Origin of the sequence: Nocardioides sp. Root1257 (assembly GCF_001425175.1) — a bacterium.
Classification (GTDB): domain Bacteria; phylum Actinomycetota; class Actinomycetes; order Propionibacteriales; family Nocardioidaceae; genus Nocardioides.
This window is the reverse complement of record NZ_LMDV01000008.1, coordinates 360,646-382,711: the sequence shown is the minus strand read 5'-3', so window position 1 is coordinate 382,711 and position 22,066 is coordinate 360,646. Positions and strand designations below refer to the sequence as shown.

At 72.6% G+C, this 22,066-nt stretch carries 23 protein-coding genes; 12 read left to right on the top strand and 11 right to left on the bottom strand.

The window, feature by feature from the left end:
- Positions 1 to 8: 8 nt before the first annotated feature.
- The 3 genes from ASC77_RS09925 to ASC77_RS09915 are packed head-to-tail and all read right to left on the bottom strand — an operon-like array spanning position 9 to position 3,012.
- Positions 9 to 944: an oxidoreductase gene (locus tag ASC77_RS09925; protein ID WP_056151597.1), complete on the bottom strand. Its 936-nt coding sequence runs from the start codon at positions 942 to 944 to the stop codon at positions 9 to 11.
- Positions 941 to 1,774 (bottom strand): oxidoreductase, encoded by an 834-nt coding sequence (locus ASC77_RS09920; protein WP_056151594.1) that lies wholly within the window; start codon positions 1,772 to 1,774, stop codon positions 941 to 943. The genes ASC77_RS09925 and ASC77_RS09920 overlap by 4 nt, the downstream gene beginning before the upstream one ends.
- Positions 1,771 to 3,012: a hypothetical protein gene (locus ASC77_RS09915; protein ID WP_056151589.1), complete on the bottom strand. Its 1,242-nt coding sequence runs from the start codon at positions 3,010 to 3,012 to the stop codon at positions 1,771 to 1,773. The genes ASC77_RS09920 and ASC77_RS09915 overlap by 4 nt, the downstream gene beginning before the upstream one ends.
- Positions 3,013 to 3,051: 39 nt before the next feature.
- Here ASC77_RS09915 and ASC77_RS09910 point away from each other — a divergent pair, with 39 nt between their 5' ends.
- A complete protein-coding gene (locus tag ASC77_RS09910) occupies positions 3,052 to 3,612 on the top strand; it encodes a TetR/AcrR family transcriptional regulator (RefSeq protein WP_056151586.1) in 561 nt (186 codons plus the stop codon).
- Here the strand turns inward: ASC77_RS09910 and ASC77_RS09905 are convergent.
- The 3 genes from ASC77_RS09905 to ASC77_RS09890 form a co-directional block, all read right to left on the bottom strand.
- Positions 3,609 to 4,421, bottom strand: a complete 813-nt coding sequence (locus ASC77_RS09905) for a pseudouridine synthase (RefSeq protein ID WP_200944985.1) — start codon at positions 4,419 to 4,421, stop codon at positions 3,609 to 3,611. The two genes, ASC77_RS09910 and ASC77_RS09905, sit on opposite strands and share 4 nt — an antisense overlap.
- A gap of 28 nt (positions 4,422 to 4,449) precedes the next feature.
- Positions 4,450 to 5,631 carry a glycosyltransferase 87 family protein gene (locus tag ASC77_RS26130; protein ID WP_082574619.1) on the bottom strand — a complete coding sequence of 394 codons (1,182 nt, stop codon included), beginning with the start codon at positions 5,629 to 5,631 and terminating at the stop codon, positions 4,450 to 4,452.
- Between the two features lie 111 nt (positions 5,632 to 5,742).
- A complete protein-coding gene (locus ASC77_RS09890; protein WP_056151578.1) occupies positions 5,743 to 6,879 on the bottom strand; it encodes a sulfotransferase family protein in 1,137 nt (378 codons plus the stop codon).
- A 22-nt stretch (positions 6,880 to 6,901) separates the two neighbouring features.
- Here ASC77_RS09890 and ASC77_RS09885 point away from each other — a divergent pair, with 22 nt between their 5' ends.
- Entirely contained in the window at positions 6,902 to 7,348 is a 447-nt protein-coding gene (locus ASC77_RS09885; RefSeq protein ID WP_056151576.1) for a nuclear transport factor 2 family protein, read from the top strand.
- Here ASC77_RS09885 and ASC77_RS09880 read toward each other — a convergent pair.
- Positions 7,345 to 8,007: a pentapeptide repeat-containing protein gene (locus tag ASC77_RS09880; protein WP_056151571.1), complete on the bottom strand. Its 663-nt coding sequence runs from the start codon at positions 8,005 to 8,007 to the stop codon at positions 7,345 to 7,347. The two genes, ASC77_RS09885 and ASC77_RS09880, sit on opposite strands and share 4 nt — an antisense overlap.
- Positions 8,008 to 8,073: 66 nt before the next feature.
- On the opposite strand from ASC77_RS09880, the gene ASC77_RS09875 reads away from it, so the two are divergent.
- From ASC77_RS09875 to ASC77_RS09855, 5 genes are read left to right on the top strand one after another with little or no spacing between them, the layout of a single operon-like run.
- Entirely contained in the window at positions 8,074 to 9,519 is a 1,446-nt protein-coding gene (locus tag ASC77_RS09875; RefSeq protein ID WP_056151570.1) for an alpha,alpha-trehalose-phosphate synthase (UDP-forming), read from the top strand.
- A 3-nt stretch (positions 9,520 to 9,522) separates the two neighbouring features.
- On the top strand, positions 9,523 to 9,930 hold the full coding sequence (locus ASC77_RS09870; protein ID WP_056151567.1) for a GNAT family N-acetyltransferase: 408 nt from the start codon (positions 9,523 to 9,525) through the stop codon (positions 9,928 to 9,930).
- A gap of 23 nt (positions 9,931 to 9,953) precedes the next feature.
- Positions 9,954 to 11,066 carry an alpha/beta fold hydrolase gene (locus tag ASC77_RS09865; protein WP_056151563.1) on the top strand — a complete coding sequence of 371 codons (1,113 nt, stop codon included), beginning with the start codon at positions 9,954 to 9,956 and terminating at the stop codon, positions 11,064 to 11,066.
- A gap of 9 nt (positions 11,067 to 11,075) precedes the next feature.
- The gene (locus ASC77_RS09860) at positions 11,076 to 12,407 is read left to right on the top strand and encodes an MFS transporter (protein WP_056151561.1); all 1,332 of its coding nucleotides are present in this window, start codon (positions 11,076 to 11,078) and stop codon (positions 12,405 to 12,407) included.
- Positions 12,404 to 13,831 carry a pyridoxal phosphate-dependent decarboxylase family protein gene (locus tag ASC77_RS09855; RefSeq protein ID WP_056151558.1) on the top strand — a complete coding sequence of 476 codons (1,428 nt, stop codon included), beginning with the start codon at positions 12,404 to 12,406 and terminating at the stop codon, positions 13,829 to 13,831. Before ASC77_RS09860 ends, ASC77_RS09855 begins: the two co-directional genes overlap by 4 nt.
- A 27-nt stretch (positions 13,832 to 13,858) precedes the next feature.
- Here the strand turns inward: ASC77_RS09855 and ASC77_RS09850 are convergent, their stop codons facing one another.
- Genes ASC77_RS09850 through ASC77_RS09840 form a run of 3 tightly spaced genes read right to left on the bottom strand, consistent with a single transcriptional unit; the run spans position 13,859 to position 16,162 of the window.
- Positions 13,859 to 14,581: a hypothetical protein gene (locus ASC77_RS09850; RefSeq protein WP_056151552.1), complete on the bottom strand. Its 723-nt coding sequence runs from the start codon at positions 14,579 to 14,581 to the stop codon at positions 13,859 to 13,861.
- Positions 14,578 to 15,516, bottom strand: a complete 939-nt coding sequence (locus ASC77_RS09845) for a carbohydrate kinase family protein (RefSeq protein ID WP_156391082.1) — start codon at positions 15,514 to 15,516, stop codon at positions 14,578 to 14,580. The genes ASC77_RS09850 and ASC77_RS09845 overlap by 4 nt, the downstream gene beginning before the upstream one ends.
- 1 nt (position 15,517) lies before the next feature.
- On the bottom strand, positions 15,518 to 16,162 hold the full coding sequence (locus tag ASC77_RS09840) for a class II aldolase/adducin family protein (RefSeq protein WP_056151548.1): 645 nt from the start codon (positions 16,160 to 16,162) through the stop codon (positions 15,518 to 15,520).
- A gap of 83 nt (positions 16,163 to 16,245) precedes the next feature.
- Here ASC77_RS09840 and ASC77_RS09835 point away from each other — a divergent pair, with 83 nt between their 5' ends.
- The 5 genes from ASC77_RS09835 to ASC77_RS09815 are packed head-to-tail and all read left to right on the top strand — an operon-like array spanning position 16,246 to position 21,022.
- Positions 16,246 to 17,742, top strand: a complete 1,497-nt coding sequence (locus tag ASC77_RS09835; RefSeq protein ID WP_056151546.1) for a flavin monoamine oxidase family protein — start codon at positions 16,246 to 16,248, stop codon at positions 17,740 to 17,742.
- Positions 17,739 to 18,770: an SMP-30/gluconolactonase/LRE family protein gene (locus tag ASC77_RS09830; protein ID WP_056151544.1), complete on the top strand. Its 1,032-nt coding sequence runs from the start codon at positions 17,739 to 17,741 to the stop codon at positions 18,768 to 18,770. Before ASC77_RS09835 ends, ASC77_RS09830 begins: the two co-directional genes overlap by 4 nt.
- A gap of 19 nt (positions 18,771 to 18,789) precedes the next feature.
- A complete protein-coding gene (locus ASC77_RS09825) occupies positions 18,790 to 19,479 on the top strand; it encodes a uracil-DNA glycosylase (protein ID WP_056151540.1) in 690 nt (229 codons plus the stop codon).
- A 9-nt stretch (positions 19,480 to 19,488) separates the two neighbouring features.
- Complete coding sequence (locus ASC77_RS09820) at positions 19,489 to 20,220, top strand: vancomycin high temperature exclusion protein (protein ID WP_056151538.1); 732 nt, start codon at positions 19,489 to 19,491, stop codon at positions 20,218 to 20,220.
- 28 nt (positions 20,221 to 20,248) lie between these two features.
- Complete coding sequence (locus tag ASC77_RS09815) at positions 20,249 to 21,022, top strand: dioxygenase (RefSeq protein ID WP_056153957.1); 774 nt, start codon at positions 20,249 to 20,251, stop codon at positions 21,020 to 21,022.
- Positions 21,023 to 21,103: 81 nt separating this feature from the next.
- On the opposite strand, the gene ASC77_RS09810 is transcribed toward ASC77_RS09815, so the two are convergent.
- Positions 21,104 to 22,051, bottom strand: a complete 948-nt coding sequence (locus tag ASC77_RS09810) for an aldo/keto reductase (RefSeq protein WP_056151528.1) — start codon at positions 22,049 to 22,051, stop codon at positions 21,104 to 21,106.
- Positions 22,052 to 22,066: the final 15 nt, after the last annotated feature.

Below are 22,066 nucleotides of genomic sequence, written 5' to 3'. Positions count from 1 at the left end.
CCGACAACTCACGCGAAGGCGTCGACGCCGGTGACCTCGGCCGACCAGGCCCACAGCCGGGCCGCCGCCTCGGGGTCGACGGCGTAGTCCTTCACGCCGGACGTCGCCTGCGGGCCCGGCGGGACGACCTCGGCGATCCCGCAGTCCTCGAGGTAGAGGCCGCCCCGGCCATCGAGCGTCGGCGAGGTCGCCGCCCAGACCGCCGTCGCGGCGCCCTCCTCCGGCGAGCGGAAGTCCGGCAGCAGCGGCTGCCCGTCGGCGTCGAGCGTCATCACGGCGTCCAGGTCCTCCGCCTGGAGGTGCCGGCCGAGCGGGGTGAGGATGGCCCCGGGATGCAGCGAGAAAGCCCGCACGCCCCGGTCGCGGGCCAACCGGTCGAGGTGGACCGCGAAGAGCACGTTGGCCGTCTTGGACTGCCCGTAGGCGAGCCACTTGTCGTAGCCGACCGCGAACCATGGGTCGCCCCACCGGATGTCCGAGAGGTGGTGGCCGGTCGACGAGACGCTGATGACCCGGCCGCTCGCCGCGATCGCCGGCCAGACCCGGTTGACCAGCGCGTAGTGGCCGAGGTGATTGGTCGCGAGCTGCAGCTCCCACTCCGCGCGACCGGCGGGGCCCACCCGGGTCTCCGGGCAGGCCATCACCCCCGCGTTGCCGATCACGTAGTCGAGCGGCCGACCGGAGCCGAGCACCCCGTCGGCGTACGTCGCGACGCTGTCCTGGTCGGCGAGGTCGAGCTCGCCGACCTGGACGCCGTCGATCCCGGCCAGCACCTCCTCGGCCTTGCCGGGCCGGCGGGCCGGTGCTAGCACGTGCGCTCCGGCACCCGCCAAGGCACGCACGACCTCGGTTCCGATGCCGGAGTAGCCGCCGGTCACCAGGGCAGTCCGGCCTGACAGGTCGATGCCGTCGAGGACCCCGGCGGCGGTGGGAAGGCCGCTCACACGCCCTCCAGGTCGGTCGCCACCGTCACGTGCTCCCACGCGTCGATCGAGGCGCTCATGTCGGTGAGCTTGTCGCGAGCGGCCTTGAGCACGTCGCGCCCGAGCAGCAGCCGCAGGGGCGGGTCGTCGAGCGTGGTCACCATGACGACCGCCTCCCCGACCTTCCGCGGGTCGCCGGGCAGGTGGTCGGCGAACGCCCGGATCAGCTCCTTGCGCGCGCCGACGTCCGCGGCGTACGCCTCGATCGGCGCGGACGCCTGGTGCATGGAGCGTTTGGCCCAGTCGGTGCGGAAGGCGCCCGGCTCGATGGCGGTGACCTTGATGCCCAGGGGGCCGACCTCCTTGGCCAGCGCCTCGGTCAGCGCCTCGAGCGCGAACTTCGTCGACGAGTAGTAGGCGTTGGGCGGGTTGGCCACCAGCCCCGTCATCGAAGAGATGTTGACGACGTGGCCGCTGCCCTGCGCGCGCATGCCCGGGAGCACCGCCTTGAGGGTGTCGACGACCCCGAAGTAGTTGGTGTCGAAGAGCCGGCGTACCTCGGCGTCGTCGCCCTCTTCGACCGCCGACAGGTAGCCGTAGCCGGCGTTGTTGACCAGCACGTCGATGCCGCCGAACGCGTCGTGCGCCGCGGCGACGGCGGCGTCGATCTGCGCCCGGTCGGTGACGTCGAGGGGGACGGCGCGGGCGGCCTCGCCGTACGTCGACACGAAGTCCTCGACGTCCCGGACCCGGCGCGCGGAGACGACGACCCGGTGGCCGGCGTCCAGGGCCGCGCGGGCGATCTCGCGGCCGAGGCCGGTGGAGCAGCCGGTGACCAGCCAGCGGCTCATGCCGTCACCTCCGGGAGGCGGCGCAGGTACGCCGTACGCCGCTCGGCGAGCTGGGTCGCTCGCTCGTCGGCCGTCACCCGCGGCACGTCGGGCAGCTCGGCGTCGAAGCGGTCGAGCTGCACGACCCGGCCCCGCGCCGAGAGGTCCGGTCGTGGGCCGCCCTCGGGGAACTCCGCCATCCGCAGCGTGAGGATCCCCTCCAGCAGCCCGTCGGTGTCGATCCAGTTGTGCACGCCGGGGTCCTGCGCCGCGACGACGTAGGTGTAGGTGCCGTCCTCGTTGGCCAGCGACTGTGCCTTGTTGAGGCTGCCCGTGCGGTCGAGCACGTCGAGCGTCGTGCCCCAGATGTTGGAGAGCGGGACCGTGAAGTACTCAGCGCCACCGTCGCCGACGTCGACCACGAAGGCCTCGTCCGGCGCGAGCACGAAGCGCCCGGCGACGTACACCTGGTGGCGCATCGCGCCGGTGTGGTCGGCGGTCCACGCGAGGGAGAAGTGGTTCTCCGGCGACTTGTACATGCCGTGGCTGAGCTTGCCGGTGAAGTTCGCGAAGTGCGCCATCATCCGCGCGGTCGCCTCGGCCTGCTCGTCGAGCGAGAGCGCCGGCGTCGTCGGCGGACCGCCGAGCCGCTCGACCGTGAACGCGTTCGGGTCGTCGCGGCCCCAGTCGAGCAGCACGTCGCGCACGTAGAGCTCGTGGGCGGCCGCCGTCGACCGCACGTGGTTGGGCCGGCCGTCTGCCGCCGAGGAGTCGACGGTGATCGTGAAGGAGCCGTCGTCCTCGACCTGCATACGGCGACCGTCGAGCACGTCGACCGTGCCCATGCCGGCGTCCCAGAGCGTGAAGTAGTTCTCGGTCATCCGGTGCTGACCGACGCGGCCGCGGAGGACGTATCGCTCGTCCCCCGAGATCGGGACGACGCGGTAGACGGTGTCGGGGTTGTCGATCCCCCAGCGCGTGCCCGGGATCCGGCGACCGTCGACCTCGTGCTCGAGCCGAGTGATGGTGGTGACCTTCGGCCGCAACGGGTCCTGGTTGGACGACCAGACCGCCGCGGAGAACATCACCTCCTCGTACGCCGCCTCGAAGCGTGCGCGCATCGCGTCGGACGCCTTCGCTCGGCCGAGCCAGGTCTCGGCGACGTCGCGGTACGCCGCCCGCACGGTCGGGTGCTCGACCAGCTCCAGCGCGGCGAGCTCGTGTGCGTGCTGCTCGGCGGTGGCGATCGGATGGGTCATCGACTTCCCCTCAAATGTCAGTCCTGACATTATGCGAGTGTGTCGAAGTCGGAGCGGACCCGCAATGCCCTGCGGGAGGTTGCCCTACGGCACTTCGTCGCCGACGGCTTCGAAGCAGCCAGCGTCCCGGCGATCGCGGCCGAGGTCGGCGTCACCGAGCGCACCTTCTACCGTCACTTCGCGACCAAGGACGAGGTGCTGTTCGGCGACGTCGTCACCCAGCTGGCATGGTTCGGCACCGCCATGCGGGAACGGCCCGACGGCGAGGACCTGATCCGCTCCGTGCTCGCCTCCCTCGGCTCCGCCCCGACCGACCCCCAGCTGCTGACCGAGATCGCCCGCCTGCGCACGGAGCTGCTCAGCCCCGAGCGGATCGAGCGCACCTTCCGTGACCGCCAGGGGGCCATGGCCACCGAGCTGCGGGCGATCCTCGCCGAGCGCGGCGCGGCGCAGCTCGACGCCGCCGTACGCGCCGAGGTCGTGGCCGGCGCCGTGTTCGCAGCTCTCGCCGTGTGGACCGAGACCCCCGGGCCGCACGACGTCGCCGGGCTCGCCGACCTCACCCAGGAGGCGCTGGAGCAGGTTCGGCCGGCGCTCTAGAGCGGGAAGCGCCGGGCGCTGGTGAAGTGGCGCTCGGAGCCGTCGACGGGGTCGGTGAACGCGAGCTCGCTGGCGAGCAGCTGCAGCGGCCGGCTGAAGTCGTCGAGGGCGATGTCGCGCACCTCGGGATAGAGCGGATCGTCGACGATCGGGATGCCGAGGCCATGCAGGTGCAGCCGCAGCTGGTGGGTCCGGCCGGTGCGCGGCAGCAGCCGGTAGACGGCGAGGTCGCCCTCGCGGGAGTCGACGTCGATCTCGGTCTCCGCGTTGACCGGCGCGCCGGGCACGACCTCGGCCAGCCAGGCGCCGCGCTCCTTGGCGATGTGGTTGCGGACGGTGACCGGGAAGGTCAGGTCGTCACGCCACGGTGCCAGCGCACGGTAGGTCTTGCGGACGGCGCCGTGCTCGAACAGCACCTGGTAGCGCCCGCGCCACCGGCGCTCGGTGGCCAGCATCAGCACCCCGGACGTCACCCGGTCGAGGCGGTGCAGCGACGACAGCTCGGGCAGCCCGAGCTCGGCGCGCAGCCGCACCACGACGCTCTGCAGGACGTGCTCGCCGCGCGGGATCGTGGACAGGAAGGCCGGCTTGTCGACGACCACCAGCCGCTCGTCGCGGTGCAGGATCGGCAGGTCCCCGGGCACCTCGACCTCGTCGGGCAGGTCGCGGTGGAACCAGACGAACGTGTGCAGGACGAAGGGGTCGTCCTCACGCACCACCCTCAGGTCGTCGTAGACGAAGCGCTCCTCCGCCAGGAGCCTCGCCACGTCGACGCGCGGGCCGAGCCGATCGCGCAGCCACGGACCCATCGTCGACCAGGACCCGGCCCGGTCGCGATCAGGCGTCCGCACCCACGCGGCGCTCAACCCGTGGCGGGTCGGCAACGGAGAGTGGGACGGCACGCGCCGAGGCTACGGCTCTGAGCTGGAAAAGGCTGAGTGCGAGGAAGCCGATCCCGAAGACGACATAGCACCCCGAGCCCATCAGCTCGGGCGCGGTCAGGTGCAGCTCGACCGCGTCGCCGTGGGGCACCAGCCACACGGCGTGCGACCAGAAGACCAGCAGGGTCGGCAGCACCCAGGCCCCGGCCTGGCACCACAGCAACGCCAGGATCGGGACGCACCACACCCAGTGGTGGCTCCACGAGATCGGCGAGACGAGCAGGCCGGTCACCGCCGCGGCTGGCAGCCCCCAGGCGTCGCCGAGGCGACGGTGCGCGAGCACGGCGCAGGCGAGCCCGGCGACCAGGACGAGGAGCACGGGCAGCAGCTCGAGCGGGGGCAGGTCGCGGGCATGGTGGGCCCGGACGAGCCAGCCGCGCACCGACTGGTTGACGGAGTTCTCGAGCCGACCCATTCGGCTCACGTCGAAGAGGTGACGGGTCCAGTAGGCCCAGGTCGCGTTCGCGTCGACGAGCGCCGACACCGCGAGCGTCGCCGCGAACGTCGCCGTCGCGACGGCCGCGGCCCGGAGCCGACCGGTGAGCAGGAGGTAGACGACCAGCAGCGCCGGGGTCACCTTGATCGCGGCCGCGAGGCCGAACCCGATGCCCCGTAGTCGCGACTCCGCCGGACGGGTCGCGTCCCAGAGCACGAGCGCCAGGAGCGCGAGGTTGACCTGGCCGTAGAGCAGCGTCGTCGTGACCGGCTCGCTCCACAGTGCGACGGCCGCCAGCAGGAGTGCAGCCGAGGCCGTGACCGGTCCGCCGACGAGGCGCAGCGACAGGCGCGAGACGACGACGAGCAGCACCAGGTTGACGACGACCGAGGCCGCCTCGACGGACGCCAGCGACACCCACGCCGTCGGCACGAACACCAGGGCGGCGAACGGCGGGTACGTGTTGACGCTGCTGATGCCCGCGAGCGGTCCGTAGAGGCCGAGACCGTCGAGCAGCGCCCGTCCCTCGGCGCGGTAGACGCGGACGTCGACGAAGGTCGGGTGGACGAGGGCGAGCACCACGACGAGCCACACCGTCAGCGACAGTGCGGCCACCAGTGGGACGCCCCGGATCGACCTCATGTCTCCCTCATGTCCGACCGGCGGGGATCATTGCAGCCGTCCGTGAACGTGTGGTGGCGCAGAGGCGTCGCGACGGTCACCGACTCCGATGGGGACAGGCGAGGGCACGCCTCAGGCGAAGCGGTCCCGGATCCGGTCGGCGGTGAGCCCGTAGGTCTCGGGGGTGTAATCGGGGCGGCCCGTCTCGCGCGGACGCCGCTGCAACCAGTCGCGCATGGCGAGCTCGGCGTGGGCGGTCAGCTCCAGCCCGATCGCGTCGTACACCCGGGCGACCTGGCCGATCGGGTCGGCGACGGCGTCCGCGAACCCGAGATCGGTGACGAGCCCCGGGTCGTCCCCCCACGCCGCACGGCTGGCGAGAGCCCGGTCGTTGGTCCACCCCATCCGCTCGATCCACTCCGCGCCGACCCGGTGCAGGTCGACGGTGTCGGCATGCATCGCGTGCAGGGTCGCGTTGAGGCTGGCGCCCGACGCGATCGTCTCGACCGGGTCGCGGTGCAGGTGCACGACGTGCAGGCCGGGGAACCTCGTGCGCAGGTCGTCCAGGTACCCCAGGTGCGCGGGCGTCTTGAGCACCCAGCGCTCGGCCTCGACCCCGCGCTGTCGCTGCTGCCACTGGAGCAGCTGGAGCATCCTGTGGAGGTGATCGTAGGCCGGGGCGAAGTCCTGTGTGTCGATCCAGGAGCGGTACGCCGGCACGTGCGCGCCGGACTCGGGCACGTGGGAGAGGAACGCGTCGGCCAGGAAGACGATCTCCTCCTCGGCCTCGAGCGCGTACATCGGGTGGATCGCGTAGAGCTCGGGCACCCATTGCCGCGACTGCTCCTCGCGCGCCAGGGCCTTGGCGATGCGCGGGTCCTCGGCCCCCCAGTCGAGGTCGAGCGGCGGCGCCGCCTCGACGACCTCCCACCCGCGCGCGCAGCGGAACCGCTCGTCGGCGGCGAGCAGCCGTTGCAGGAGGGTCGTGCCGCTGCGCATCATGCCGACCACGACGACCGGGTCGGCCACCTGCTCGTCCGCGATCTCGGGACGGCGCCGGAACCACTCCTGCGCGCGCAGCCGCACCCGCAGGCTGTGCACGATGCCGCCACGCAGCAGGTGAGCGCCCGTCTCGTTCAGCCCGGCGCCGGCGTACGCCTCGAGGAGGACGCCGAGCGGCTCCTCGAACGGGCCGGGCCCGACGTCGTCGAGTCCCTCTTTGCGACGTGCATCGGCGAGCACGCTCTCGAGTTCCCACGCGCCGGGCATGGCGCGAACCTATGCTGTCGCGGTGGTCGACAGCGCGCGCGACATCGAGAACCTTCTCTACGAGTACGCCGAGCGTATCGACGCCGGCGACCTCGACGGCGTCGCCGACCTCTTCGCCCACGGGCGGATCCTCGGCCAGGAGGACGGGCCGCCGGAGACCGTCTTCGAGGGCCGCGACGGCGTACGCCGCCTGTACGGCATGGCCACCCGGATCTACGACGACACCGGGACGCCGAAGACCAAGCACCTCACGACGAACGCCCGGATCCAGGTCGACGAGGCGGCTGGGACGGCCACCGCCCGGACCAGCTACCTGGTCACGCAGGCGACCGACGCGCTACCGCTGCAGGTCATCATCACCGGGCACTACCACGACACGTTCCACCGGATAGACGGCTCGTGGTGGTTCGACAGCCGCACCATGTTCGTCGACCAGACGGGCGACCTGAGCCACCACCTGAAGTTCTAGGCCTCGATGTTGAGGCCGAGGCTCTCGGCCATCACGGGAGCGAGCACGTCGAGCTGTCCGGGGCTGATCGTGGCGCCCCGCAGGTGCAGGACGCCGTCGATGGACGCGAGGGTCGCCCCGCGGAGGTCGAGGTCCTGGAGCTCGCTGTCGCGAACACTCAGGTGTCCCACCCGGGTGTCGGTCAGCCCGACCCGACGCACCACCGCGCTCAGCAGGTCGAGCTCCTCGATGATGCAGTCGGTGAAGGCCACGTCCAGGAGCCCCGCGCCGCGGAGGTTGACGAAGCTCAGCTTGCAGCCGACGAAGTGCACCGACCTCCACTGCGCCTCGTAGGCCTCGAACGAGCCGATCCGACCCGTCACGCGGACGTCTCGCCAGTCGCTGCGGGCGGCCCGGACGACCGTGAGGTCGACCCGGTCCAGCTCCACCTCGATCAGGCGTCCGCCCCGGAGGTCCGCCTCGTCAGCGGACAGGCCGACGACCTGCACGTGGTCGAGCCGCGCGCCGGACAGGTCGAGCTGGGACACGACGACGTCGTCGTAGCGAGCACCCTCGAGGTCCGCGTTCCTCACCAGGTCGGCCGAGGTCGCCGACTCCAGGTCACCGAAGCGGAGCGGGCCGATCTGCGGCGGCGTGACAGAAGCTCGCGCGGACGGCACGGCTGAACCCTACCCACCTCGACCTGCCCGATCCGGCGCCGTACGCACCCCGACTAGGGTGGCGACGTGGCTTCCTCTGGCTCGGCTGATCTGGTCATCGTCGCGAACAGGCTGCCTGTCGACCGCGTGACGCTGCCCGACGGGAGCCAGGGCTGGCGGCAGTCCCCCGGTGGCCTGGTGACGGCCATCGAGCCCATCCTGCGGGCCAACCAGGGCACCTGGATCGGCTGGCCGGGCGGCACCGAGACCGAGGACGAGCTCGAGCCGTTCGAGGACGACGGGATGAACCTGGTCCCGATGGCGATGACGGCCGAGGAGGTCGAGAACCACTACGAGGGGTTCTCCAACGCGACCCTGTGGCCGCTCTACCACGACGTCGTCGCCAAGCCCGAGTTCCACCGCGAGTGGTGGACGTCGTACTCGGCGGTCAACCGCAGGTTCGCCGAGCGGGCGGCCGAGGAGGCCGCCGAGGGCGCGACGGTGTGGGTGCACGACTACCAGATGCAGCTGGTGCCGGCGATGCTCCGCGAGCTGCGTCCGGACCTGCGCATCGGCTTCTTCCTGCACATCCCGTTCCCTCCGACCGAGCTCTTCCAGCAGCTCCCCTGGCGGCGGCAGATCCTCGAGGGCCTGCTGGGCGCGGACCTGGTCGGCTTCCAGCTCAGCGGCGCCGCGCAGAACTTCGTGCGCCTGGTGCGCCAGCGGGTCGGCCACAAGACCCACCGCGACCTCGTCTACCTGCCCGACGGCCGGACGGTGAAGGCCGCGGCGTTCCCGATCTCCATCGACTCGGCGGGCTTCGAGGAGCTGGCCCGCTCGGAGCAGGTCGAGGAGCGAGCAGTCGAGATCCGCGAGCAGCTCGGCAACCCCCGCAAGGTCTTCCTCGGCGTCGACCGCCTCGACTACACGAAGGGCATCTACGCCCGGCTGCGCGCCTTCGCCGAGCTGATCGAGGACGGCGAGCTCGACGTCGGCGACGCCGTCTTCGTCCAGGTCGCGACGCCCTCGCGCGAGCAGGTCGAGCAGTACCGCATCCTGCGTGACGACATCGACCGCCTGGTCGGCCGGATCAACGGCGACCTCGGCCGGATCGGGTCGCCGGCGATCAGCTACCTGCACGCGTCCTTCCCCCGCGAGGAGATGGCGGCGCTCTACCGGGCCGCCGACATCATGGTCGTCACGCCGTTCCGCGACGGCATGAACCTGGTCGCCAAGGAGTACGTCGCCTGCCGCTTCGACAACGACGGCGCGCTGGTGCTCTCGGAGTTCGCCGGCGCCGCGGAGGAGCTGCGCCAGGCCTGGCAGATCAACCCCTACGACATCAACGGCATGAAGTCCGCGCTGCTCGAGGCCTACGGTGCCGACGCCCGCGACGTGACGCGGCGGATGAAGGCGATGCGCAAGCAGGTCATGGAGCACGACGTCGCCGCCTGGGCCGACAGCTTCCTCGCCGAGCTGGGCTCGCTGGGCCAGGCACACGGCAAGAGCGTGCGCCCGGCCAAGCGCGGCTGACCCGTGGTCACCGTCTCCACCGACGCCGGTCTGCTCGACGTCGACACGCTGCACCGTTGGCTGTCCACCGATGCCTACTGGGCGATCGGCCGACCGCGCGAGGTCGTCGAGCGGGCGATCGCGGGCTCACTGAACTTCGGCGCGTACGACGACGGCGAGCTGGTCGGCTACGCGCGGATCGTGACCGACCGGGCGACCTTCGCCTGGCTGTGCGATGTCTACGTCGCCCCGTCCGCGCGCGGTCTCGGCGTCGGGGTCGCGCTCATGGAGGCCGTCGACGCGACGCTCACCGAGCTGCAGGTCCGGCGGGCGGTGCTGGCGACCGCGGACGCCCACGGCCTCTACGCCAAGTTCGGCTTCGAGGCGATGACCGAGCCGGAGCGCTGGATGCTGCGCACCTACCTGCCCTGACCCCCGCCGGGTAGCGTCGACGCATGGACCTCGTGCCCAAGCCGGAGCAGGTGCTGGCCGCTGCCGCCAACGTCCTCCACCGGGTCCGCCGGGGCGGGCTGGCCGACCTGCGTCCCATGCCACGCAGCGTGGTGGCAGAGGGCGAGCGGCACCGGGTCCACCACCTCGAGCCGGACCCGGCCGTCGCGCGGCGCGGCGAGCCCGTGCTGCTCGTGCCGCCGCTCGGCGTCCCCGTCGACTGCTTCGACCTGCGCCGCGGCTGCTCCCTGGCCGAGCACCTCGTCACCGGCGGTCGGCCGGCGTACGTCGTGGAGCTGCACCCCGCCGACCTCCGCGACCCCGACCTGACGGCCGACCCCTGGGTCACCGAGGTGCTGCCGGCGGCCGTGCGCACGGCGTCGCAGCACGCCGGCGGCCGACCCGTGCACGTCGTGGGCTGGAGCCTCGGCGGCACCTTCGCCCTGCTTGCCGCAGCCCGGGACGCCGGCCTACCGGTCGCCTCGGTGACCGCGCTCGGTGCGCCCGTCGACGTGACGGCGGTCCCGATGCAGGCGCCCGTGCGGCCGCTGGTCAGCGCCACCGACTGGACCGGCCCGGTGGGGGTGGCCTCACGCGTCGTCGGCAGCGCGCCGGCGGTGCGCTGGGCGTTGGGGCTGGACGCGGTCCAGCAGCTCGTGACCCGGCCGGCGGCCGTGGGCGCCCACCTCGACGACGCCGACTGGCTCGCGCAGCTCGAGGCCGTGGACCGGCTCTCGACGGCGAGCGCGCCGTACCGCGGTCGCGGCTTCGGCCGGCTGCACCACCGCTTCGCAGGCAGCCCGGTCGAGCTCGCCTCCCTGACCGCGCCGACCCTCGTGGTCGCCGGCGCCGCCGACACGATCGCCCCCGTCGCCGCCGTCCGCGCTGCCGTGCCGCTGCTCACCGGCGCCGCAGAGGTCCGCTTCGAGATCGTGCCCGGCGGCCACCTCGGCCTGCTCACCGGCCGCGGCGCGCGCGCAGGCACCTGGCCCGTGCTCGACGAGTGGTTCGAGCAGTGGGACGGAACCGATGCGCCGCCCGAGACGACGATCGGCGCCAACCCGCGGCGCCGGCACACCTCGGCAGGATCGCGCGCGCTCAACCGTCAGGAACGCTAGCCTCCCGGCATGCCAGCCACCGACACCCTCCCGCGAAGCGTCCGGGTGGGCTACGGCTCGGGCTCCGTGGCCACCGGCGCATTCGGCACCGTCCCGGGCCTGATGCTGCTCCCCTACCTGACCGACAGCCTGGGCATCGCCGCGATCCTCGCCGGTTTCATCGTGTTCGTCCCGAAGGCCTGGGACGTGATCCTGAACCCGATCGCCGGACGGATCAGCGACCAGACCGTCGACGACCGCGGGCCGCGGCGGCCGTGGCTGCTCCGGGCCGGCGCCGCGCTCGCGGTCGCGTTCGCGCTGCTCTTCGCGGCGCCGGACATGGCGACCGGCCTCGAGGCGCTGTGGGTCCTCGTCGCGTTCCTGGCGTGCGCGACGGCGTACGCGTTCTTCCAGGTGCCGTACGTCGCGATGCCCGCCGAGATGACGTCGTCGTACGACGAGCGCACCCGCCTGATGACCTGGCGGGTCGCGATCCTGGCGTTCACGATCATGCTCGCCGGCGCCACGGCTCCGGCGATCCGCGACGCGGTGGGCGGCCGCGACGGCTACCGGGTGATGGGCCTGGTGATGGCGGCGATCATCGCCGTCGGCACCATCGGCGCCTACGTCGGCACCCGACGGGCGCCCGTCACGGCGCCGCAGCCGGGGGCCGGCAGCCTGCGCGACCAGCTGCGGATCGTCGCCGAGGCGCGCGACTTCCGCTGGCTGCTCACCTGCTTCGTGATCCAGGCGCTGGCGACCGGCTGCATGCTGGCCGGCGTCGACTACCTGGCCTCGGACGTCCTCGGCAAGGACGGCGCCGCCACCATCCTCTTCGTCTGCTTCGTCGGCCCCGCCCTCCTGCTCACCCCGGCCTGGTCGGCCATCGGCACCCGGGTCGGCAAGAAGCGCGGCTACGTCGCCAGCTCGCTGTTCCTCGCCGGCGGCGCCCTGCTCGCGGTGACCGCGCAGGCCGCACCGGTCGCACTGGTCTACGTCGCCGTCGTGCTGGTCGGCGTCGGGTACGCCGGCTGCCAGGTCTTCCCGATGGCGATGCTGCCCGACGCGGCCGCGGTCGACGCTCGCCGTACGGGCTCCAACCGAGCCGGCGTCTACACCGGCGTCTGGACCGCGGGCGAGACCCTCGGCCTCGCGCTCGGGCCTGCCGTCTTCGCCCTGGTGCTCGCGATCGGCGGCTACCGGTCCTCGACCGACGGCGATGCCGCCCAGCCCGACTCGGCGCTGACGGCGATCACGCTCGGCTTCTCGATCCTGCCGGCGGTGCTGATCGTCCTCAGCCTGTGGTGGCTGAGGAGGTACACGCTCGACCACGACACCGTGGATGAGAGGGTCGCGGCATGAGCGATGCCTTGGCCCGCCTGCGTGAGATGCAGACCGCCGACCTGCCCGTCCACGGCGGCCGGACCCTCGCCTACGTCTACGACTCCGGCCTGCCCGACGTGAACCGGATCGGGCGCGAGGCGGTGGCGGCGTACGCCGGCTCGAACGGCCTCGACCCGACCGCGTTCCCGAGCCTGCTGCAGATGGAGAACGACCTGGTCGGCTACACCGCCGGCCTGCTCGACGCCCCCGCCGACGCCGTCGGCACGGTGACGTCCGGTGGCACCGAGTCGTGCCTGCTCGCGGTGCAGGGCGCGCGCGACAGCCGCCCCGACGTGGAGCGGCCGCGGATGGTCGTGGCGTCGACGGTGCACGCCGCGTTCCTCAAGGCCGCGCACTACTTCGGGGTCGAGGCGGTCGTCGTGCCCGTCGGTCCCGACTTCCGCGCCGACCCGACGGCGATGCTGGCCGCCGTCGACGAAGACCCGGAGCGGACCGTGCTCGTCGTCGTCTCGGCGCCGTCGTACGCGCACGGCGTCATCGACCCGGTCCGCGAGGTCGCGCCGGGCGCGGCCGCCCGCGGGATCCGCTGTCACGTCGACGCCTGCATCGGCGGGTGGGTGCTGCCGTTCGCGGCCCGGATCGGTCGCGACGTCGCGCCGTGGACCTTCGCCGTCGACGGCGTCACGTCGATCTCGGTCGACACCCACAAGTACGCCTACGCCCCCAAGGGCACCTCGGTCCTGATGCACCGCTCGCCGGCGCACCGGCGGCCGCAGTACTTCGCGCACGCCGACTGGCCCGGCTACACGATGCTGAACTCGACGATCCAGTCCACGAAGTCCGGTGGTCCGCTCGCCGGCGCGTGGGCCGTCGTGCAGTCGCTGGGCGACACCGGCTACGAGCAGCTGACCCGCGAGGTCTTCGAGGCGGTCGACCGGATCGTCGCCGGCATCGCCGCGATCCCCCAGCTCTCGCTCGTGGCCGTGCCGGACTCGACCCTGATCGCCTTCGTCACCGACGAGACCTGCGACGCCTTCACGATCTGCGACGAGATGGCGACGCGGGAGTGGTACGTCCAGCCCCAGATGTCGTACGCCGGCCAGCCGTCCAACGTCCACCTCTCCGTCAGCGCCGCCACCCTCGCCCACGTCGACGAGTTCCTCGCGGCGCTGGGTGCCGCGGTGACCGCGGCCGTCGCCGCCGGGCCGGTCGGCGTCGACCCGGGGGTCGCCGCGTTCATCGAGACCCTCGACCCGGCGACACTTTCCGACGACGACTTCGACGGGCTGCTGGCGGCCTCCGGGCTCGTGGGCGGAGGCGAGGGCCTCGCGCTGCCCGAGCGGATGGCGGAGGTCAACGCGATGCTCGACCTGGCCTCGCCGGCGATGCGCGAGGCGCTGCTCGTCGCGTTCCTCGACCGGTTGGCGCGGCCGAACCGCTAGGGTGCGTCACTTGGGAGACGTGCCCTACTAGGGCGAGCCGGTGACCAGGTCGCGGTAGACGAGGCGGCCGCCGTCGGGCACGTGCCCGACGTACCAACCGGGTCGGCCCGGTCGGCGGAAGCTGCGCGGCAGGGTGGTCGACCGGGCGTGGTCGGGGTCCTGCCAGCTCGGCCTGCGGTCCCGGCCGAGCGCCCAGATGCGGAAGGACAGGCTCCGACCCTCGACCCGCAGGCAGACCCGCCACGGCAGGGGGTCGAGCTTGCCGTCGGAGGTCAGGACGCCGGACATGTCGTACTGGCCGACGCTCCGCCAGGCCTCGCCCCGGCGCGCGGTGTCCCAGGTCAGCAGGTTGATGACGTAGTGGACCTCGTAGAAGGTGTTCTTCGTCAGGGTGATCGCCCGGACCCGGTCGCCGTGCCGGCGGATCCGCACCGCGAGGCCCTCCTGGAGGTCGTCCCCGCTCTGCGCCGACCAGGTCGCGCAGGTCGTCTGGTCGCGGCTCGGCCGCGCACCGACGGCACTGAACACCTCGCGCCGGTTCCAGTCGGGCCCGGGACCGGAGGCCGTCATCACCAGGCGTCGCTGCGTCCCGCGGAGCGCGAGCGTCGTCTGGTCGGAGGTCAGCACCGCCCGGTCGAACCGGCCGGACGCCCTGGTCGCGATGCCGTCGACGGAAGCCGACGAGGCCAGCGCGGGTACCGCCGTGGCCGTCAGCGCGACGAGAGCGGCGAGCGCGACCCGAGACCTCACCCGGGCAGCGTAGGCCGGGTCCCCGCCTCCGCGAAGGACGTCACGGCATCGAGGTCGTAGGTCCCGGCGTCGGTACCGAGCGCGCCGGCCACCTGGGCGGCGGTCGCGCACCCCAGCTCGGCAGCACCACGCAGGTCGCGGCCGAGCGAGAGCCCGCGCAGGAAGCCTGCCGAGAACGCGTCGCCGCAGCCGGTGGTGTCGACCACCTCCACGGCGTACGCCGGCACCTCGATCACCTCGTCGGCCGTGACGACGAGCGCGCCCTTCGCGCCCTGGGTGACGGCAACGCAGCCGACCCCGGCGGCGACCAGTGCCTGCGCGCCCTCGACCAGGGTCGCGGCGCCGGTGAAGCCCAGCACCTGCTCGTCGTTGGGCAGCAGGTAGTCGGTGTGCGGCAGGGCGTCCGCGATCCACGCGAGCATGTCCGGGTCACCCGGGGCGAGGATGTCGAGCGACGTGGTCGCCCCGATCGACCGACCGTGCGCGAGCAGCTGTCCGGCCGCCTCGCCACCGAGGAACTCCGGGCCGCCCAGGTGCAGGTGCGTGATGCCCTCCAGGGACGCGAGCGGCAGGTCGTCGAGCGTGAAGGCCCCGTTGGCGCCGATGCAGTGCCACGCGGGACGGTCGCCGTTCGGGCGCACCGGGATGACCGACGCGGACGTCTGGTGGTCGTCCTTGCGCACCAGCCCGGTCACGTCGATGCCCTCGGCCGACAGCAGCCCGAGGAGCACGCTGCCGATCGGGTCGGTCCCGACCGCGCCGTACGACGAGACGTCGGCACCCAGCCGGCTGAGCACAACCGCCGTACCCCCGGCGGTGCCGGCCGGAGACATCCGGATCGTCTCGACGAGCTGGCCGTCGGAGCCGTCCGGGATCGACTCGATGCCGATGACGTGGGTGTCGAGGACGTGGACGCCGACGGCGGCGATCACCATGTCAGTCACGGGGGTTCTCCTGCTGGGTTCCGTAGTTGCGGGTGATCGCCTGGGCGATCACGTCGGCCTGGTCGTCCGCGGTGAGGACGCGCGGAGCCCCGAGTGCGCTCGCACGGTGGTGCAGGGTGGCCAGCCACTCGAGCAGCAGCGCGTGCTCGACGGCCTTGTCGAGCGTCGTGCCGATCGCGACCGAGCCGTGGTTGGCCATCAGGGCGGCTTGGCGCCCGGCCAGCGCCGCGCGCACGTGCGCGGCGAGCTCCGGCGTGCCGAAGGTCGCGTACGGCGCCACGCGGGTCGCCCCGCCGAGCAGCAGGTGCTGGTAGTGCAGGACGGGCAGCTCGTCGAGGACGCACGCCACCGCGGTCGAGTACGGCGCGTGCGTGTGCACGATCGCGGCCGTGTCGGTGTCGGCGTAGATCCCGAGGTGCAGGTCGATCTCGGAGGTCGGCACCAGGTCGCCCTCCAGCACTGTGCCGTCGAGCGACACGACGGTCACGTCGTCCTCGGTGCACCGACCCAGCACCACGCCGGTGCCGGTCACCGCGACCCGGTCGCCGTCGCGCACGGAGACGTTGCCCGCCGTACCGATGAAGAGGCCCTCGTCGGCCAAGGCCCGTGCCGCTGCGGCCACTGCTGCACGTGTCACGACGCAGACCCTAGGGCACGGCTAGTGCCCAACTTCACTGCCCGGACGCGTCACCTCGGCCGTGAGCCCGTCGTTGGCACCACATGACGACACCGACGCTCACTCGCCGGCTGCTGCTCGGCACGACCGCGGGCGGCGTGGTCGCCGCGACGACCGGCCTGCACGACGCGGTCGCCGCAGGCTCCCGTCAGGGCGCGCTCCCCCGCGACGTCGACGTCGTCGTGGTCGGCGGCGGCATCTCCGGCCTGGTGGCCGCGCGCAGGCTCGCGCGCCGCGGCCTCGACGTGCTCGTCCTCGAGGCACGAGACCGGGTCGGCGGCCGGGTCCTCAACCACCACCTCTCGAAGCGGAGCGGCGGCGAGACGATCGAGTCCGGCGGCGCGTTCGTCGGGCCCACGCAGGACCACATCCTGCGGCTGGCCAAGGAGCTGAAGGTCAAGACCTTCAAGGAGTACAACACCGGCAGCAGCGTCTACATCTCCTCGCTGACCGGTCGCACGGAGTACTCCGGCACCGTCCCGCCGGACCCGACGATCCTCCCCGACGCCGCCGTGCTCCTCACCCGCATCGACCAGATGGCCTCGACCATCGACGTCTGCGCGCCGTGGTCGCACCCCAGCGCGGCCGAGTGGGACGCGATGAGCCTCGGCGAGTTCGTCCGCCGCAACGCCGTCAACGCCGACGGGATCGGCAACCTGATCAAGTCGTGGACCCAGCCCGGCTTCGGCGCCGACCCCGACGAGCTCTCGCTGCTCTTCACGCTCTGGTACGTCGCCTGCTCGGGCAACGAGACCAACGTCGGCACGTTCTCCCGCAACTCCGACACCGCGAACGGCGCCCAGGAGAGCCGCTTCGTCGGCGGCTCGCAGCTGGTGCCGATCCGCCTGGCCCGCAAGCTCGGCGACATCGTCGCGCTCAACGCGCCCGTCCGTCGGATCGAGCAGCGCGACCACCGGGTCGTCGTGCACACCGCCCGCGGCACCGTCCGCGCGCGGCGGACGGTCGTCGCCTGCCCGCCGCCATTGGTGCTCGACATCGACTGGTACCCGCAGCTCCCGACCCGGCGGCTCCAGCTGCTGCGACACCTGGACATGGGTCAGCTGATGAAGTGCGACGCCGTCTACCAGCGCCCCTTCTGGCGCGACGCCGGCCTCAACGGCTTCGGCCTCAACGACTCGGGCGCCGCCCGCGCCGTCTTCGACAACTCCCCGAAGGACGGCGGCCCGGGTGTGCTGCTGGCGTTCGTCGGCGGCGCCACCTGGCGCACCTACGGGCCGATGGCGAAGGCCAAGCGGCGCCAGGCCGTGCTCGAGGGCTTCGCCGCGATGTTCGGCGAGCAGGCCCTGCACCCGATCGAGTACGTCGAGCACGACTGGACCAAGGAGCGCTGGACCCGCGGCGGGCCGACCGCCGTCCACGCGCCCGGGACGCTGACGCAGTTCGGGTCGGCCATCCGTCGCCCGTTCGGCCGCGTGCACTGGGCCGGCACCGAGACCTCGACGTACTGGAGCGGCTACATGGACGGCGCCGTGCGCGCCGGCGAGCGGGCCGCGACCGAGATCGGCGACCTGCTGCGATGAGGCGGCTCCTGGCCGTCCTGGCCGCCGGTGTCCTGGCCGTCTCGACGTGGGCGTCGGCGCCCGCCGCGGCGCCGACGAAGGGCACCACCACCGTCTTCTCGCTGGTGCCGTCGCCCGGCTTCCCGGCGTACGTCCACGTGCACACCAACGGCCGCGTCTACAGCGGCACGTACGTCGACTCCGGCAGCACTGCACGCTCGAAGGTCTTCGAGTGGACCGCCGACGGGACGCTGTTGCGCTCCTGGACGGTGCCCGGCCAGGTGCTCGGTGAGGACCACGGCGTCCAGGTCGCCAACCAGACCCGCGACGGCGAGCTGGTGCTGCTCGAGACCTCCACCGCCTCGGTCCTCACCCTCGACACCCGCACCGGCCGCTTCCACCGGGTGGCGCGCTTCCCCGCGGGCTCCGTGCCCAACTACGCGACCTGGGGGCCGCGCGGGGCGCTGTTCGTCACCGACTACGCGGCCGGCGTCATCTGGCGGCTGCCGCCGGACGCCTCGGAGCCGCGGCGGTGGTTCACCTCACCGGCGCTCTCCGGCGCGGCCGAGTTCGGCACCACCGGCATCCGCTACCGGCCCGGCCGCCGCGACCTGCTCATCACCCAGCAGACCTCGTCCGACGGCGCCGCCCTGCCGACCAACGGCCACCTCTACCGACTACCGATCGGCAGGGACGGTCGCCCCGGGACCCTGTCGACGCTGTGGACCTCCCAGCCCGGCGACCTGCCCGACGGCTTCGGCATCGGCGAGTCCGGGCACGTGTACGTCGCCCTCGCCGGCCTCGCCAACCAGCTCGTCGAGCTGACCGCGAAGGGCACCGAGGTGCGGCGCTTCGGCACGGCGCTCACGGGCGACAACGGCTCGCCGGTCCCGTTCGACACCCCCTGCAGCGCGACGTTCCTGGGCAGGCGGGTCCTGGTCGCGAACCAGTCCGCGATCGGCGGCGACGCCACCCACCAGGCGATCCTGGAGGTGTACGTCGGGGAGCGCGGGCGCGCGCCGTACCTGCCGAGGAACGCGCACCTCTAGGCATCGATAGCCTCGGCGCATGAGCGCGCTCGCGGGACTCGTGGACAAGGGCCTGATGGCACCCGACTGGGCCGAGGCACTGGCGCCGGTGGACGAGCAGATCGGCGCGATGGGCGTCTTCCTGCGCGAGGAGGTCGCCGCCGGCCGCGGCTACCAGCCCAGTGGCGACTCCGTCTTCCGGGCCTTCCAGCGACCCCTGGCCGACGTCCGTGTGCTCGTCGTCGGGCAGGACCCCTACCCCAACCCCCAGCACCCGATCGGGCTGAGCTTCGCCGTCCGCCGCGACGTGTGGCCGCTGCCGCCCAGCCTCCTCAACATCTACACCGAGCTGCGCGACGACCTCGGCATCATCCCGCCGCGGCACGGCGACCTGACCTCGTGGGCCGACCAGGGCGTGATGCTGCTCAACCGGTCGCTCACCGTGCAGCCCGGTGCGTCCAACAGCCATCGCGGGAAGGGCTGGGAGCCAATCACCGAGCGGGCGATCACGGTGCTGGCGGCCCGCGGCGGCCCCTGCACCGCCATCCTCTGGGGATCCGACGCGCGCAAGCTCAAGCCCCTCCTCGACCCGATCCCCGTCGTCGAGTCGGCCCACCCGTCGCCGCTGTCGGCGTACCGCGGATTCTTCGGCTCGAAGCCGTTCAGCCAGGTCAACACGCTGCTGGCCGAGCAGGGCGGTACGCCGGTCGACTGGTCGATCGCGCCCTAGCCTGGGCGCATGCCAGCTCTCCGCCGCCGTCGCGTCGTCCGTCGCCTGATCGTCTCGGCGACGGTCCTGGTGCTGCTCGGCGTCGGAACGGTCGCCGCCGCGAACGGGGTCGTCCTGCTCCGGGCGCACGGTCGCGTCCACGCGGACGCGGCGGACCTCACCCACGCGCAGGTCGCGATCGTGCCCGGCGCGCTCGTGCACAGCGACGGCCGGCTCAGCGCGATGCTCCGGGACCGGGTCGACGGTGCGGTCGAGCTCTACGAGGGCGGCGTCGTCGACACTGTGCTGGTCTCCGGCGACCACGGCCGGATCGGCTACGACGAGACCGACACGATGCGCGACGCCGTGATCGCCGCGGGCGTGCCCGCCGAGGACGTCTTCACCGACTACGCGGGCTTCGACACCTGGCACACGATGGTCCGCGCCCGCAAGGTCTTCGAGGTCGACTCGGCGGTGGTCGTCACCCAGGAGTTCCACGTCGCCCGCGCGGTCGCCCTGGGCCGGTCCGCCGGCCTGGACATCCAGGGCTACCCGGTCGACGGCGCCTACGGGTCGAAGGGCGTGCGCGCCCAGGCCCGCGAGGTGCTGGCCCGGGTCAAGGGCGCGGCACAGGCGGCCGCACGACCCGACGTCCTGCTCGGTCCGCAGCTGCCGATCACCGGCGACGGCCGCACCTCGTGGGGTCCGGCCGACCCCGAGGCCCCGGCGTACGCCGTGACAACAGCCACCTCCATGGAATAAAGTTGAATTTCAAACCATTGGAGTGATCATGACTGCACGCATGCCTGCGCTCTACATCGGACATGGCGCACCGCCTCTGCTCGACGACCCGCTGTGGTCCTGGCAGCTGGCCTCGTGGGCCCAGGACCTGCCGCAACCGAAGGCGATCCTGATCGTCAGCGCCCACTGGGAGTCCGCGCCGGTCATGCTCTCCGCGAGCGGCGCTCCGCTGGTCTACGACTTCGGCGGCTTCGACCCGAAGTACTACCGGATGACCTACGAGACGCCCGACGCGACCGCGCTCGCCCAGCGGATCGCCGCGATGATGCCGTCGTCCGAGCCCGTGCACCAGCACGCGAGCCGCGGCCTCGACCACGGCGCCTGGGTGCCGCTGAAGCTGATGTACCCCGAGGCCGACGTCCCGGTGCTCCAGATGTCGCTACCGACCCACGACCCGGTGCGCCTGATGGCGCTCGGCGAGCGGCTCCGGCCGCTGCGCGACGAGGGCGTGCTGATCATCGGCTCCGGCTTCCTCACCCACGGGCTGCCGTTCCTCAAGGAGTTCCGCATCGACGCGGAGGCCCCCGGCTGGTCGACGGACTTCGACGCCTGGGCCGGCGAGGCCCTGCTCCGCGGCGACGTCGACGAGCTGGCCCGCTACCGCACGAACGCCCCCGGCATGCCGTACGCGCACCCCACCGTCGAGCACTACACCCCGCTCTTCGTCACCCTCGGCGCTGCCACCGACCCCGAGGAGCCCGGCCTCCAGGTCATCGACGGGTTCTGGATGGGCCTGTCGAAGCGATCGCTCCAGGTTGCCTGACAGGTTGAATCGAGACTTCTGACGGTTGAGTCGAGACTTCTGACGGTCGAATCTCTCGATTGAACCGTCAGAAGTCTCGATTCAACGGGTGATGTCGTCGAGCTCCACCAGGTCCTCGGGGCTCGGCACCCAGCGCAGCGCGGCCGCATTGGTCCGCACCTGGTCGCCCGAGGTCGCGCCCGAGATCACGGACGCCACGGCGGGCTGGGCCGCGAGCCCCGCGATCGCGACATCGAGTACGGCGAGGCCGCGCGCCTCGGCGTACTTCTCGACCGCCTCGATGCGATCCCAGTCGGCGCGCTCGAGCCAGCCGGCCCGGCTCGGGTCGAGGTCGGCGCGCGACCCGGCCGGCGCCGACTCGCCGCGACGGTACTTGCCGGTGAGCAGGCCGTACTCCAGCGGGAAGAACGGCAGGATGCCGAGCCCGAACGCCTCGCACGCCGGGGTCACCTCGGCCTCGACGGTGCGGTCGAGCAGCGAGTAGCGGTTCTGCACGGAGACGAACCCCTCCAGCCCCGCCGTCTGCGCGGTCCAGGCCGCATCGGCGACCTGCCAGCCGTCGAAGTTCGAGCAGCCGACGTAGCGGACCTTGCCCTCGCGGACCAGGTCGGTCAGCGCCGACAGGGTCTCCTCGATCGGCGTGACGCCGTCGGGCTCGTGCAGCTGGTAGAGGTCGATGTGGTCGGTCTGCAGCCGGCGCAGCGACGCCTCGACCGCGCGCAGTACGTAGCGACGCGACGCGCGCGCCCCGAAGTCGTTGCCGTTGGCGCCCTGCATGTCCATGCCGAACTTCGTCGCCAGCACGAACTCGTCGCGCTGCCCGGCCAGCGCCTGGCCGAGCAGCTCCTCCGAGGCACCCGGCGGCGCGCCGTAGATGTCGGCGGTGTCGAGCAGCGTCACGCCCACCTCCCGCGCGGCGGCCAGGATCTCGCGTACGCCGTCCAGGTCGACCCGACGGCCGAACGCGTTGCAGCCGATCCCGACCGCGCTCACCATCAGGCCCGAGTCGCCCAGCGGGCGGTAGGTCATCTCAGTCACACAGCG